This window comes from Photorhabdus sp. RW14-46 (assembly GCF_963887965.1).
Classification (GTDB): Bacteria; Pseudomonadota; Gammaproteobacteria; order Enterobacterales; family Enterobacteriaceae; genus Photorhabdus; species Photorhabdus laumondii.
The window spans coordinates 38,337-54,357 of record NZ_CAWPHH010000010.1 but is presented as its reverse complement, the minus strand read 5'-3'; the positions used below and the strand labels follow the sequence as shown (position 1 = coordinate 54,357).

The 16,021-nt window shown below is 42.7% G+C and carries 7 protein-coding genes; 5 read left to right on the top strand and 2 right to left on the bottom strand.

Annotated features, from left to right (window positions below; all coding sequences use genetic code 11):
- The first annotated feature begins 99 nt into the window (after window positions 1–99).
- The 4 genes from AACQ38_RS10685 (at window position 100) to dtpB (ending at window position 7,340) form a co-directional block, all read left to right on the top strand.
- Window positions 100–2,979, top strand: coding sequence for an RHS repeat domain-containing protein (locus AACQ38_RS10685; protein WP_165578090.1), 2,880 nt, complete (start codon window positions 100–102; stop codon window positions 2,977–2,979).
- A 321-nt stretch (window positions 2,980–3,300) separates the two neighbouring features.
- Complete coding sequence (gene hpaB / locus AACQ38_RS10680; RefSeq protein WP_011145338.1) at window positions 3,301–4,863, top strand: 4-hydroxyphenylacetate 3-monooxygenase, oxygenase component; 1,563 nt, start codon at window positions 3,301–3,303, stop codon at window positions 4,861–4,863.
- 19 nt (window positions 4,864–4,882) lie between these two features.
- Window positions 4,883–5,401, top strand: a complete 519-nt coding sequence (gene hpaC / locus AACQ38_RS10675; RefSeq protein WP_011145337.1) for a 4-hydroxyphenylacetate 3-monooxygenase, reductase component — start codon at window positions 4,883–4,885, stop codon at window positions 5,399–5,401.
- A 469-nt stretch (window positions 5,402–5,870) separates the two neighbouring features.
- Window positions 5,871–7,340 (top strand): dipeptide/tripeptide permease DtpB, encoded by a 1,470-nt coding sequence (gene dtpB, locus AACQ38_RS10670; RefSeq protein WP_011145336.1) that lies wholly within the window; start codon window positions 5,871–5,873, stop codon window positions 7,338–7,340.
- 6 nt (window positions 7,341–7,346) lie between these two features.
- Here the strand turns inward: dtpB and AACQ38_RS10665 are convergent, their stop codons facing one another.
- Both AACQ38_RS10665 and AACQ38_RS10660 read right to left on the bottom strand, forming a co-directional pair.
- The gene (locus AACQ38_RS10665; RefSeq protein WP_255562928.1) at window positions 7,347–7,475 is read right to left on the bottom strand and encodes a hypothetical protein; all 129 of its coding nucleotides are present in this window, start codon (window positions 7,473–7,475) and stop codon (window positions 7,347–7,349) included.
- The gene (locus AACQ38_RS10660; protein ID WP_011145335.1) at window positions 7,476–8,195 is read right to left on the bottom strand and encodes a class I SAM-dependent methyltransferase; all 720 of its coding nucleotides are present in this window, start codon (window positions 8,193–8,195) and stop codon (window positions 7,476–7,478) included.
- Window positions 8,196–9,115: 920 nt separating this feature from the next.
- On the opposite strand from AACQ38_RS10660, the gene AACQ38_RS10655 reads away from it, so the two are divergent.
- Window positions 9,116–15,763 carry a Tc toxin subunit A-related protein gene (locus AACQ38_RS10655; protein ID WP_165578089.1) on the top strand — a complete coding sequence of 2,216 codons (6,648 nt, stop codon included), beginning with the start codon at window positions 9,116–9,118 and terminating at the stop codon, window positions 15,761–15,763.
- Window positions 15,764–16,021 lie beyond the last annotated feature (258 nt).

Here is a 16,021-nt window from a genome sequence, read left to right as displayed (position 1 = left end):
TCGCTATTTTCTGGAAAAGAATATGCCCAAGTGCCCATTCGGTTGAACGCAGGCCAAACTGCAACAACCAAAATCCTCAATACAACCAAGAGGTAAATCATGAAAAACATTGATCCAAAACTTTATCAACATACGCCCACGATTAGCGTCTACGATAACCGTGGCCTGACCATTCGTAACATCGACTTTCACCGCTCTGTCGCGGGAGGGGATACGGATACTCGTATTACCCGCCACCAATATGATGTCCGAGGACACTTGAGTCAAAGCATTGACCCACGTCTATATGACGCCAAACAGCTCGACAACTCAATAAATCCCAATTTTCTCTGGCAACACAATCTCACCGGCGATACTTTGCGAACAGAAAGTGCCGATGCCGGCCGTACCGTCGCCCTTAATGATATTGAAGGCCGTCAAGTATTGATTGTAAACGCAACCAATGCCATTCAGACCCGACAATATGAAGCTAACACCCTGCCCGGCCGTCTATTGTCCGTAAGTGAACAAGCTGCCGGAGAAAAGATACCCCTCGTTACTGAGCATTTTATTTGGGCAGGTAATACACAAACGGAGAAAGATCATAACCTTGCCGGCCAGTACGTACGCCACTACGACACAGCAGGAGTGACGCAACTGAAAAGCCTGTCATTGACAGAAAATATCTTATCTCAATCTCGTCAGTTATTGGCCGATGGTCAGCAAGCAGACTGGACAGGTAACAATGACCCCCTCTGGCAGACCAAACTCAGCAGCGAAATTTATACAACACAAAGCACCTTTGATGCTACTGGCGCTTTGCTAACCCAAACCGATGCAAAAAGCAACATACAGCGTCTGGCTTACAATGTAGCAGGTCAGTTAAAAGGTAGCTGGCTGACATTGAAAAACCAAAGTGAGCAAGTCATTATCAAATCCCTGACCTATTCCGCCGCAGGCCAGAAACTGCGTGAAGAACACGGTAATGGCGCTATCACTGAATACAGCTATGAACCGGAAACCCTACGATTGATCGGTACCACCACTCGCCGTCAATCAGATAACAAGGTGTTACAAGATCTACGCTATGAACATGATCCGGTCGGGAACATTATCAGTATTCGTAATGATGCAGAAGCCACTCGCTTCTGGCGCAATCAGAAAGTGGTGCCGGAGAATGTCTATACTTACGATTCCCTGTATCAGCTTATTAGTGCAACAGGACGAGAGATGGCTAATATCGGCCAGCAAAGCAACCAGCGTCCTTCTCCGATCCCTCTTCCTACTGATAACAACACGTATACCAACTATACCCGCACTTATGATTACGACCGTGGTGGCAATCTGGCTCAAATTCGGCACAGTTCACCCGCTAGCCAAAATAACTACACCACGGATATCACAGTCTCGAATCGCAGTAACCACGCAGCGCTGAATTCACTGACGACTGATCCGACACAGGTAGATACATTGTTCGATGCTGGCGGCCATCAGAAAAAACTACTACCGGGACAAGATCTGAGCTGGAATGCACGGGGGGAACTGCAACAAGTAACGCCGGTAAACCGGGAGAATGCCAGTGATCGAGAATGGTATCGCTACGGCAACGACGGCATGAGACGGTTAAAAGTCAATGAACAGCAGACCGGTAACAGCACACAACAACAACGAGTGACTTATCTTCCCGGATTAGAACTACGTACAACGCAAAATGGCACAACTACATCAGAAGATCTGCATGTTATTACCGTGGGAGCAGCAGGTCACGCACAAGTACGGGTTCTGCACTGGGCAACTACACCACCAGCCGGTATCAGCAATAATCAGCTCCGTTATAGCTATGATAATTTGATTGGTTCCAGTCAACTTGAACTGGATAACGAAGGACAAATTATCAGTCAGGAAGAGTATTATCCATTTGGCGGTACTTCATTATGGGCAGCAAGAAACCAAATAGAAGCCAGCTATAAAACTCTCCATTATTCAGGTAAAGAACGAGATGCGACCGGGCTATATTATTACGGCTATCGCTATTATCAGCCGTGGGTAGGCAGGTGGTTAAGCGCCGATCCGGCGGGAACTGTGGATGGTCTGAATCTGTACCGGATGGTGAGAAATAATCCAATTACTTTATATGATAATGATGGTTTGGCGCCTCCACGAGTGAGACCCCGTCATCCTGATTCAGAGGGGGAATCAGAAAGCGAAGACAGTAGCATTGGTTATCGTGCCTTGAGATCTGATGAGCATCCCTCTATACATGGCCTTCGTCCTCCAGAAGGAGCAAATCTAAATATTTCTGCTTATGCTCATGTTAGAGCAGGGACAAGTGCAAAGGTCAAATCCAGTTGGATCTCCTATAGTCGTTCTTTGAAAGTTGCAGCAAGCTGGGCAGCCTCAAGTGGTAGCGGTAGAGTTGTTAAATTCCGAATAAAGAAAAATAACCGATCTTTTGATCTAACAAATAAAAGCGATCAGATTAGAATGCTTCAGGAACAAGCTACTTCATCTCATAGCGAAATAAATCTTGATCCTAATAAACACCCAGCAATTAACTTTGCTAAAGGATCTCAGGAGGGACTTGTTTACGGAAAAGTTGATAAATCACAAATTATCGCTGAATATCAGGCTGAAAAAACTACAGAACCTGAATATTCTGAATATAAGAGCTTGAAAGAAAAAAATACTCCTGATGATGCGTGGAAGTTAATAAAATCGCGGACAACGGTTATGAAAAAGATTGATGGAGTAAAAGTTAAAACCACACCAGAACCTGTATTAATAACAGAGACTTACAACGAGAATAGTTTTTTAAATCAAGCCAGAGGAGAATGGGATGAATTACAGAAAAAAGCATCACCGTTATTAATAGGACATTTAGAAAGTGAAGGATTATCACCATACGAAATGGATTACATTTCAAATAAATCTGAATATAAAAAATATCGTGAAGATGTTCGTAATAGTATTGCTAAATATAGAAACAACCTACGTAACTAAATAATATAAAAGCTTTTGAGTCTAAACATAATCCCGTTCAATTATTCTCATCTCACTAATGGTGACCGTCCAAACGGTCACCAAACTCGATAAGAAATAGATGCCTCTTAGCCACAAAAACATCGCCTAGATCACACTTTAGTCACAAATCACCATTTCCCAACGAAAAGTACCAGCGAACCTTCCAAAAATCTATTCAAGAAAAGCCGTTCTGAGGATTCAATTAAGAAACACAAAACAAACACTAAATTAACATTTCCGTGCCAATATTGATTATATTATATCAAGACAGGCGCTTTTTATGACGACTGTGAGGTAGATATGAAACCAGAAGATTTTCGCGCCGACAAAAAACGTCCTTTCACCGGTGAAGAGTACTTGAAAAGCCTTCAGGATGGCCGCGAAATTTACATTTATGGCGAACGCGTAAAAGATGTCACTACACATCCCGCATTCCGCAATTCTGCTGCTTCAATTGGTCAGTTGTACGATGCCCTGCACGCCCCGGAAACCCATGATACCCTGTGCTGGAATACCGATACCGGCAGTGGCGGGTATACTCACAAATTCTTCCGCTTTGCTACCAGTGCGGATGATCTGCGCCAACAACGTGATGCGATTGCTGAGTGGTCACGTCAAACCTATGGCTGGATGGGCCGTACACCTGACTATAAAGCGGCCTTCGGTAACGCACTCGGCGCATTCCCTGAATATTATGGCCAGTTCGCTGATAACGCCCGTGTCTGGTACAAACGTATTCAGGAAACAGGCGTTTACTTTAACCATGCCATTATCAATCCCCCCATCGATCGCCATAAACCCATCGATCAGACACGCGATGTCTATATTAAGCTAGAAAAAGAGACTGATGCCGGTATCATCGTCAGCGGCGCAAAAGTGGTAGCAACTAACTCAGCACTGACTCACTATAACTTTATTGGTTTTGGCTCCGCACAAATAATGGGAGATAACCCTGATTTCGCTTTGATGTTTGTCACGCCAATGGATGCGGAAGGCATGAAACTGATCTCCCGCGGCTCCTATGAATTGGTAGCAGGTGTAACAGGTTCCCCATTCGATTATCCCTTATCCAGCCGTTTCGATGAAAACGATGCGATTCTGGTGATGGATAAGGTCCTTATTCCTTGGGAAAATGTCCTGATTTACCGTGATTTTGACCGCTCACGCAACTGGGCAGTTCAAGCAGGTTTCGCCAATCTGTTCCCATTACAGGCTTGTGTACGACTAGCAGTGAAACTGGATTTTATTACTGCCCTGCTACAAAGGAGCCTGGAATGTACCGGCGTGATAGAATTCCGTGGTGTTCAGGCTGACCTGGGTGAAGTGGTTGCCTGGCGTAACCTGTTTTGGTCGCTGAGTGATGCGATGTGGGCAGAAGCCAAACCGTGGAAAGGCGGCGCTTATATGCCGGATACCCAAGCAATACAAACTTATCGCGTTATGGCACCAACGGCTTACACTAAAATTAAGAATATTATTGAAAGTAACGTCACCAGCGGCCTAATTTATCTACCATCTAGTGTACGTGATATGAATAATCCAGAAATTGATAAATATCTGGCCCGGTATGTTCGGGGTTCCAACGGAATCGATCACGTTGAGCGCATTAAGATTTTAAAACTGATGTGGGATGCCATTGGTAGTGAATTCGGTGGCCGTCACGAGTTGTACGAAATCAACTACGCCGGAAGTCAGGATGAAATTCGTATGCAATGTCTGCGTCATGCTCATGGCTCTGGCAATATGAAAAAAATGATGGATATGGTTGATCGCTGCCTTGCTGATTATGATCAGCATGGCTGGCGGAGGCCACATTTATACAACAATAACGATATTAACCAGTTAGATAAGCTGCTGAAATAATCGGTAGCAGGAGGCCAATATGTCCTTAGAAAATGAACATCGCCTGCGTTTCAGAGATGCGATGGCGAGTCTGTCAGCAGCGGTGAATATCGTCACCACCGATGGTCATGGCGGATGCTGCGGCATCACGGCCACCGCAGTATGCTCAATCACCGATACGCCACCCACGCTGATGGTATGCATTAACCGTAGCAGTGCTATGAATACCGTTTTTCAGGAAAATGGCCGCCTGTGTGTCAATATTTTAAACCACGAACAAGAATTGATGGCACGTCACTTTGCCGGTATGACCGGAGTCAGCATGGAAGAGCGCTTTCGCTGGAATATCTGGCAGAAAGGAATATTAGGTCAACCGGTGTTAACCGGCACCCTCGCCAGCCTTGAAGGTGAAATTGAACAGGTTCAAGAAGTGGGAACGCATAACGTGTATCTGGTTCAGATTAAACATATCACGGTGAGCGAACAAGGCCACGGCCTCATCTATTTTAAGCGTAATTTCCGTCCAGTTATGTTGGAAATTGAAACCGCTACAGTTTAACTGCTTCTCCATCTGGCAGTGATTGTTCTTCCACTATTCAGGCCATTCAGGGCCTGAATAGTGTTCTGTTGTCAACGCATATATCTATACCCGTCATCTTTCAAGTTGCCTCTTTGTTGGCTGCACTCGCTCACCCCGGTCACATAGTTTGCTATGCTCCCGGGGATTCACTCCCTTGCCGTCGCGATCCATCTTGAAATCCATAGGGTATATTCAACTTTTTTCCTGATCATTTTTAATATTCACTTTATGAATATAGTTCTAAATTTGATATTAATTTTTATATTAGTGTGATCAACCACCAAGAACACATTTTAACCATATAATAACCTACCGAGTTCATGATAATTTGGACAAAGTTCAAAAAAACACCACGTTAGCGATACATCATGTTATAAAAATGTCAACTATCAGGCATTTTCGTATGTATTCCAACATATAAATAATGACTCATCAGAGGCAATCAACTATGAATAAACCCGCATCCATCGGTTTATTACAACAACCCAAGCCGTTCTTTATGATTTTCTTCGTCGAGCTTTGGGAGCGATTCGGCTACTACGGTGTACAAGGCGTTCTTGCTGTCTATTTTGTACAGAAATTGGGATTTTCCCAAGAACAAGCGTTTATTACCTTCGGTGCATTTGCCGCGCTGGTTTATGGTTTGATCTCGATTGGCGGTTATGTAGGTGACCACTTACTAGGAACTAAACGAACCATTGTGTTGGGTGCCATTGTCCTGGCAATTGGCTATTTTATGACTGGACTTTCTATCCTACACCCTGATTTAATTTTCTACGCATTGGGAACGATCGCCGTTGGTAACGGCCTGTTCAAAGCCAACCCGGCCAGCCTGCTGTCTAAATGCTATCCCCCCAAAGATCCTCGTCTGGATGGGGCTTTTACGCTGTTTTACATGTCAATCAACCTCGGCTCGCTGTTCTCACTCGCTCTCGCGCCTGTTATTGCGGAAAAATTTAGTTATGCCGTTACCTACAATATTTGTGGTATTGGGCTGATTATTGCTTTGTTAGTCTATATTTTATGTCGCAATACAGTACGTAATATTGGTTCTGAACCCGACCATCAACCAATCAACTATAAAAACCTATTCCTGGTATTAGCAGGAAGTGTTGTGATGGTTTACGTCTGTGCATGGCTGATGCACAACGTGAAAATAGCCAATATTGTGCTGATTACCCTATCTGCTATCGTGGTGTTTATCTTCTTCCGTGAAGCATTAAAACAGGATAAAGCTAGCCGTAACAAAATGTTTGTGGCTTTCATTTTGATGCTTCAAGCTATTGTGTTCTTCATCCTGTATGCACAGATGCCAACTTCTCTCAATTTCTTTGCCATCCATAACGTTCACCACCAGTTGCTTGGTTTTGACATTAACCCGGTCAGTTTCCAAGCGCTTAACCCATTCTGGATCGTCGTTGCCAGCCCGATACTCGCCGCCTTATACACTCACTGGGGCGCTAAAGGTAAAGACCTCACAATGCCAGCTAAGTTTGCTGTTGGTATGTTCCTGTGCTCTTTAGGTTTCCTCACTGCCGCCGCTGCCGGTTTGTGGTTTGCAGATGAACAAGGTTTGACCTCCCCTTGGTTTATTGTTCTGGTTTATCTGTTCCAAGGTGTCGGTGAATTGATGATCAGTGCATTGGGCCTGGCAATGATTGCAGCCCTTGTTCCTCAGTACCTGATGGGTTTTATTCTGGGAATGTGGTATTTAACTCAAGCAACTTCCTCCTTACTCGGCGGCTATGTCGCAGCCCTTACCGCCGCACCGAAAGGGATTACTGACCCATTGCAAACATTGCCAATCTATACCAGCGTATTCGGCAAAATTGGGATTGCGACCTTCATTGTCGCGATCATCATGGCGGTCACCGTGCCGTGGCTAAACAGTATGATGAATGAAAAACAAAAAATATGACTTGAGCTAAAATAAAAAACCTCGCCAAAGGAGAAAATACCGCTCGCTCACCCCGGTCACATAGTTATCTATGCTCCCGGGGATTCGCTCCCTTGCCGTCGCGATGCATCTTGAAATCCATAGGGTATAGAGCATCTAGAATTTAGTCGCTTTGAACATGGCAAAAGGTGGGTAACATCGTAGATCTCCAGTATCCTCTAAAGCATCCGCGTCATTGTGTTCAAAAAGCTCAATAGTTTTGAACCCGGCCTCGTTCAAGATTTGGTAATATGTATCTTTATGCCAATGCGTATCTGAAATCTTAAAAATAGTTCCATTTGACAGCTCTAAATACACTGGCTTGATTTCTCCATCATTGTATTTTTTATTTAGATCGCCACTCATAAAAGATTTGAATTTAATCCCACAAGAATCTGGATTAGTATCCAATACATAAAAAATACCACCAGGTTTTAATGTCCTGTGAACTTCCTTAGCGATTTTCAAAAGATCAGACTTTTCACTGTTAGTAACGAACACGTAACAGCATATAGCTGCGTCGAAAGTATTATCATTGAAGTTAAGGACATCAGTTGTAATTTGATGATAAGAACTATTGCCACGATTGATATTGCTGGCAGCTTTGTCCACCATGGTTTGTGAAATATCTACTCCCGTTACCGTCTTTATGCCTCCAGCAATTAGCCGACGTGACACTTTCCCACCACCACAACCGTAATCAAGAACCGATACGTTTTGCCCCAAGCTCTCCTTAAGGTTCTCAATCAACGGCGTGTACCCAAGTCTGTCCTCCAAATAATCATCATATTGATCGAATAAATTTGAAGCCTCTTCATTCATCCAGTTAGTATTCATTTGTTATCTCATATTCATATGTGTGTATACCCGTTATCTTTCAAGTTGCTTCTTTGTTGGCTGCACTCGCTCACCCCGGTCACATCGTTATCTATGCTCCCGGGGATTCACTCCTTTGCCGTCGCGATGCATCTTGAAATCCATAGGGTATATACCCGTTATCTTTCAAGTTGCCTCTTTGTTGGCTGCACTCGCATTGGTTTTTGCAATAGCTAAATCATATTTAGCAATATTGCTTTTTCTTTAAATTGATCACGCTCCTCCAAAACCCCATTGTGAAAAAAATTCAATATCAACATGACATAAATACAACTATGTGTATATGAGTATTATCTATATATTGAGCCAAATCACAATATTCCTTTTTTTACCGGAGGTTTCTTGTATATATACCTAATCCACTCGAATCCTGCACTTTCAAATTAATTGGGTATATTATCATGCTAAAAATAGTTTTAAAAAATAATAACTACATTCATTAAAAATCACTAATTTATACAGACTAATATATAGTCGCGATAATTATTAAAATAATAACCAAAAAGAAAAAATATCTTTTCTAATTATCCCCTTCGCTCATCACAAAATATTAATCACTTTACTTTCCATAAAACACCATTCAAAACAATAGCAATTATTTCATAAGTTTATCATCAATAAACTTAATTATTATTTACGTGATTATAAATTTTGTTATTGCATTGTCACAGGCATTTAGAGAAACAATAGATAATAACGTTATGAAATAGTTAATGACCGAATGATACCGTTTTATCTACCCGTTACTTTCAGCCTATTTCAACCCGTTATCAGATGTCATATTTGCTGCCTTATTTTAATGAATATCAATAACTTTTTTATTGTATCCATGATACGCAAGGCAGCATCACTACCTTATTTAACATTTAAAAGGAATAAACATGAGCACAGTCACGCCAGAACGCCCTGAAATGACACAACAGGAACAAAAAGCTAACCAACTGCATGAAGCGAGTATCCTCAAACGTGCTAATCCTCAATTACAAAATGCGGTACATCTTGCTTTAACCACACCTCATGCCGATCAACAAGGTTATAACAGTAAATTTGGTGGCCGTGCCAGCCAGTATGTCGCCCCCGACGCAGTTGCTTCCATGTTCTCTCCCGCTGCTTATCTGACTGAACTTTACCGTCAGGCACGGGATTTACACGCAGAAAGCTCCATTTATCATCTGGATAAACGCCGCCCGGATCTAAAATCACTGATACTCAGTCAGCAAAATATGGATGATGAAATTTCTACACTTTCTCTGTCCAATAAAGTGTTGCTGGAAGGGATTCAGACGCAGGCCGGACAGCAAGGCCATACTCATGTGATGAAAGCGCTATCAACCTTTCGTCCTACTGGTTCGATACCGTATCACGATGCTTACGAAAATGTACGTAAGGTTATTCAGTTACAGGCTCCGGTATTTGAGCAATTCAATACCTCCCCAGAAACAACCATCGCTAAACTGAAATACCAAACTTCCCTATTGGGGATTAATATTTCCATCTCTCCAGAACTATTTAATATCCTAACGGATAAAATTACAGATGACGAAGAGGAAATTAAAAGACTCTATAAAAAAAACTTTGACGATATTCAGCCCTCTTTAATGGCAACGTTAGAATATCTAAAAATCTATTATAACTTAACTGATGAAGAAATTAATCAGTCTATTAATCAACGAAATATTGAACGAATACATAATGAAATGAATTCAAAATATGGCAGCCAACAACCCGCTCAATATTATCTCCTCAAGCTTAATAAGATTATTCTTGTGTCACGAGCCACAGACATGGCACCAGAAATCCTTAAAAAAATTGCCTCTAGTAGAACTTATCACGCAATATCCCAACCTATGGAAGTCATCCTAGAATATAACCCTACTATATACGATGAGCTGAATGACATACCAGACATCAATACAGAGATATTAAAGAAAATATTTCGCGTTAAATACTATATGCAACGTTACAATATTGATGCTGAAACTGCATTGATACTGTGCAATGCACCAATTTCAGAAGACTACTATAGCCCTAGCCCCAATCAATTTAATCGTTTATTTAATACCCCACCATTAAATAGCCGGGATTTCTACGCTTCAGATGAAGAGATTGATTTAAGCCAAAACAGTGCTGATAGCCGGCAAAAAGAGGTACTTAAACGTGCTTTTAATGTCGATGATATATCACTTTATCAATTACTCAAGATGACTCATCGTGACAATGGAAATGGAAAAATAATCAATAACTTAACTAATATTTCTTATCTCTATCTGACCAAATTACTAGCAGATGTCCATCAATTAACTGTTAACGAGCTGAATTTACTGCTAATTGCCATAGGTGAAGGATCAACCAGTTTATCTGGGATCAGTGATGATAATCTGTCTGTTCTGATTGACAAACTTTATAACGTTACCCAGTGGTTGCATGCACAGAAATGGAATAAGTGCCTGTTGTTTATGATGACCACCACCGACTATAACAAAACCCTGACGCCAGAAATCCAAAATCTGCTAGATGCTGTCTACAATGGTTTGCAAGACCTTAACAGCGAAAACGAGGCAAATCTTCTGTTGAAGATCTCTCCCTATATCGCCGCCGCTCTGCAATTACCATCTGAAAATAGCGCTTACTATATGCTCACTTGGGCAGATCAATTAAAACCCGGCTCTGGTGCAATGACAGCAAAAAAATTCTGGAAATGGTTGCAATCTCAACACACCCCAGAACAATCAACTACTGAGACAGAAGAACAAGCCGTCCAATATTGTCAATGCCTGGCACAACTAGCGCTGATTTATCATTCCATCGGCCTTAGCGAAAGTACCTTACGTCTGTTTGTCACAAAACCACAACACTTTGGTCTTACCGCAGGAGCAACGTCAACACACAATGCATTATCACTGATAAAACTGACGCGTTTTGCTGACTGGGTTAACTCTTTGGGTGAAAAAGCCTCTTCTGTTCTGACCGAATTTGAAAAGGGAACATTAGAGACCAAACAGTTGGCTGATGCCATGAGTCTTGATAAAAATCTACTGGAACAAGCCAGTACTCATGTACAAGTTAATTTCTCCAACTGGGCATCTCTCGACACCATCCAACAATGGGTGAATATCGCGCGTCAATTAAATATCTCTCCACAAGATGTTTCTACATTGGCGCAAGTATTAGACATAGAACCTTCCACTGACTATAGCCAATGGGAAAAAATAGCGGCCATATTAACCGCCGGGCTCGATACCCAACAGGCCAACACCCTGCACACCTTTCTGGATGAATCTCGCAGTACTGCATTAAGCGCGTACTACACTCGTAAGGTCGCTAACGCAGAGGCAAAAATTAAAAACCGTGATGATCTGTACCAGTATTTATTGATTGATAATCAAGTTTCCGCCGCCATCAAAACCACCCCAATTGCGGAAGCTATCGCCAGCATCCAACTGTATATTAGCCGGGCACTGAAAAACATGGAGGGAAACGCAGTTTCGCAGGTTGCCAACCGACCATTCTTTACCGATTGGGATAAATACAATAAACGCTACAGCACTTGGGCCAGCATTGCTAAGCTCATTTACTACCCTGAGAATTACATCGATCCGACAATACGTATCGGGCGAACAAAAATGATGGATACGTTGCTGCAATCCATCAGCCAGAGTCAATTAAATACCGATACGGTAGAAGACGCCTTTATGTCTTATCTGACGTCGTTCGAACAGGTGGCTAATCTGGAAATTGTCAGTGCCTATCATGACGACATCAATAGCAATCAGGGATTAACCTACTTTATCGGACACAATAAAACAGAAGTGAATCAATATTATTGGCGTAGCGTGGATCACAATAAATTCAATGACGGTAAGTTTCCTGCTAACGCCTGGAGTGAGTGGTACAAAATTGACTGTCCAATAAATCCCTATAAAGACACTATCCGCCCGGTAATTTTCCAATCTCGCCTGTATCTGATCTGGCTGGAACAAAAGAAAATTGCTAAACAGACAGATAATAATCAAACCATCGAATGTTATTATTATGAACTAAAACTAGCACATATCCGTTATGACTGGACCTGGAATACACCAATAACCTTAGAAGTACATGACAAAATATCCGCTGTTTTGAAAACATCAGATTTATTGGACCAATTGCAAGAGTACCAAAAGCAATTAGAAGATAAACTGAAAGAACAGCAGGAAGAAGTAGAGCGACTAAAACCAATCGCACCACTAAATCCAGTAAGTCCACCACAACCTATAGCGCCACTAAAATCATTACAACTATTGCCACCGCTAATAGAACAACGGAAAAAACAACTGGCGCAATGGGAGAGAGAGTTGAATGAACAGGGGCAATCAACGACAGAGATAAGCGTAAGGGAAAAACAACTGGAATTAAACCAACAGGATATTCAGAAGGAGTTGGATCGATTAGAATCAGAGCTAATAAGAAAACAACCAGGGTTCTACTGTGCAAATCACCAAGACAATAAGTTGTTAGTCATATTTTATCAAAAACAGGATGCACTGGATAAATACACAACAGATGCGCCCATAAAAGGGCTATATATCTCCTCAAATATATTACCCGAAGATATCAATCTCGGAGATTACATACCTAACATTCGTAACCAGTTTGATACCGATATTGGCGTCAACGGTATTATTAAGGTGAATAACCGATATGAAGTCTCTTCATCAATAGAAATAAGTGACCATAATATCCTGACCCTTTACCACGACACAAACGGAGCGCAGTATATGCAGTCAGGCGGCTATCGCACTCGCCTTAATACCTTGTTTGCCCGTAAATTAGTCAGTCGCGCCATGTCTGGGATCGATACTATTTTAAGTATGGAAACTCAGAAACTATCCGAACCCCAATTAAAGGCAGGGTTTTTCGCTAATTTTACTCTTCCTAAATACGACCAAAACATACACGGCAATGAACGCTGGTTTAAAATTCACATAGGTAATATTAATGGCGATAATTCAATGAGGTTATATTACCAAGGAACACTAACGGATAATGAAACCAGCATTACCCTATTTGTCCCCTATAAAAAAGACCTCTATACTATGGAAGGCGTCAGAATAGGTGTGCAATACAAGCAAAAATTTTATCAAGATTGGTGGGAACCAGCTTTCTTCTATTTCAACGAAACTCAGCAAAAATTTGTACTCATTAATGATACTGCTCATGACTCAGCTATGACGCATGGAGGCGAACGATCACCAGTCAAAAAATACCAAGGCTTTTCTAATGTTTCTGTTCTATCCGAGCACACGGAACCAATGGATTTCAACGGAGCTAATAGCCTCTATTTTTGGGAACTATTCTACTATGCCCCGATGCTGATTGCTCAACGTTTACTACACGAGCAAAACTTCGATGAAGCCAACCGTTGGCTAAAATATGTCTGGAACCCATCCGGTTATATTGAACATGGTCAAATTCAGCACTACCGCTGGAATGTCCGCCCATTATTAGAAGATACCCGTTGGAACGACGATCCACTGAATTCCGTCGATCCTGATGCTATCGCGCAATATGATCCAATGCACTATAAAGTCGTTACTTTTATGCGCACCCTTGATCTGTTGCTGGAGCGTGGAGATTACGCCTATCGTCAGTTAGAGCGGGACACACTCAACGAAGCCAAGATGTGGTATATGCAAGCACTGCATCTGTTAGGCGATAAACCTCATCTATCGTTCAGTTCAGAGTGGTGTAAACCGAGTTTAGGTGATGCTGCCAGAACGGAAAAACAGGAGGAACACGCCCAGGCAATGACCGCCTTGCGACAAGGTGATATTAGCCGTCACAGCAACCCGACAGATCTTTTCTTGCCACAGGTCAACGAAGTGATGCAAAACTATTGGCAGAAACTGGAACAACGGCTGTATAACCTGCGCAACAACCTCTCTATCGACGGTCAACCGCTACATCTTTCTATTTATGCTACACCGGCAGATCCAAAAGCGTTGCTTAGCGCTACTGTTGCCAGCGCACAAGGCGGAAGCAAGTTACCAACACCATTTATGTCTCTGTGGCGTTTCCCACAGATGCTGGAAAACGCGCGCGGTATGGTGAGTCAGCTAACACAGTTCGGTTCCACGCTACAAAATATTATCGAACGTCAGGATGCGGAAGCCTTAAACACGCTATTGCAGAATCAAGCCGCAGAACTGATATTGACCAATCTCAGCATACAAGACAAAACCATCGAAGAGTTGGATGCGGAAAAAATCGTATTGGAAAAATCCAAAGCCGGGGCGCAATCACGCTTTGACAGCTACAAAAAGCTATACGATGAAAATATCAATGCGGGTGAAAACCGAGTGATGGCATTGCATGCCTCCATTGCTGGCCTCAGCACCGCCCTGCAAGCATCGCGTCTGGCCGGTGCTGCCCTTGATCTGGCACCCAACATTTTTGGTTTCGCTGATGGCGGCAGCCGTTGGGGGGCTATTGCCGAAGCGACAGGTAATGTCATGGAATTCTCCGCCAGTGTGATGAACACCGAAGCGGATAAAATCAGCCAGTCCGAAGCCTATCGCCGCCGCCATCAGGAGTGGGAAATCCAGTGTAACAATGCCGAAGCAGAGATAAAACAAATCGATGCCCAACTTCAATCGCTGGCAGTACGCCGTGAAGCAGCAGTGTTGCAGAAAACCAGCCTAAAAACCCAGCAGGAACAAACTCAGGCACAATTGACTTTCCTGCAACGTAAATTCAGTAATCAAACGTTGTACCACTGGCTACGTGGTCGGCTAGCGGCTATTTATTTCCAATTTTACGATTTGGCCGTAGCTCGTTGCCTAATGGCCGAAATGGCTTATCGTTGGGAAACTAATGATACCGTCGCAAACTTTATCAAACCCGGTGCCTGGCAAGGGACACATGCTGGTCTACTCGCTGGTGAAACCTTGATGCTGAATCTGGCACAAATGGAAGATGCCTATTTGAGGTGGGATCAACGCGCTCTGGAAGTAGAACGAACCATTTCACTGACGCAATTCTATGGAGCACTGCCAGAAAAATCGTTTAATTTGGCAACATGTATTTCTGCCCTGCTAGCAGGTGGTACAACTGACCCCGTTGACCATCCCCCTGTTACATTAGAAAACGACCAACTCAGTGCCAAAATCTCACTGTCAGATCTGTCACTGCATAGTGACTATCCAGAAGGCAACGGCGTAGGCAACATTCGACGTATTAAACAGATCAGTGTCACCCTGCCAGCCCTGTTAGGACCATACCAAGATGTACAAGCCATTTTGTCCTACGGAGGAAGTGAAACCGGATTAGCTGAAAGCTGTAAATCACTGGCGATTTCTCATGGAATCAATGACAGTGGTCAATTCCAGTTGGATTTTAACAATGGTAAGTTGCTGCCATTTGAAGGGATAGCGATTAACGATACCGGCACATTAACACTCAATTTCCCGAATGCGACTGGCAAACAGCAAGCCATGTTGCAGGCATTGAGCGATATTATTCTGCATATTCGCTACACCATCCGCCAGTAACCATCTTAATCAAACACTAAAAACAGGCCCCTAAACGGGGGCCTGAACCTTTCACCACATTCACCATCTGCTTTCTTACCTGTCTAGCGCTCGTTATAACAGAGATATTTCCTTTTCTCGTGAGTCCGATTACCTACTATAAAATATCAACCCTCTTCTTTTTCGTAGCATGCAATATGTAACAAATGCAACTATTTCATTTGGTTATTGTTAACTAATTATATTACTTATGATGTAATTATAATTTTTGTTATTGCA

What these genes read in the sequence shown, in the direction of transcription:
- AACQ38_RS10685 (WP_165578090.1), top strand. Translation starts at nt 100, where the DNA reads ATGAAAAACATTGATCCAAAACTTTATCAACATACGCCCACGATTAGC.
- hpaB (WP_011145338.1), top strand. Translation starts at nt 3,301, where the DNA reads ATGAAACCAGAAGATTTTCGCGCCGACAAAAAACGTCCTTTCACCGGT.
- hpaC (WP_011145337.1), top strand. Translation starts at nt 4,883, where the DNA reads ATGTCCTTAGAAAATGAACATCGCCTGCGTTTCAGAGATGCGATGGCG.
- dtpB (WP_011145336.1), top strand. Translation starts at nt 5,871, where the DNA reads ATGAATAAACCCGCATCCATCGGTTTATTACAACAACCCAAGCCGTTC.
- AACQ38_RS10665 (WP_255562928.1), bottom strand. Translation starts at nt 7,475, where the DNA reads ATGCTCTATACCCTATGGATTTCAAGATGCATCGCGACGGCAAGGGAG.
- AACQ38_RS10660 (WP_011145335.1), bottom strand. Translation starts at nt 8,195, where the DNA reads ATGAATACTAACTGGATGAATGAAGAGGCTTCAAATTTATTCGATCAA.
- AACQ38_RS10655 (WP_165578089.1), top strand. Translation starts at nt 9,116, where the DNA reads ATGAGCACAGTCACGCCAGAACGCCCTGAAATGACACAACAGGAACAA.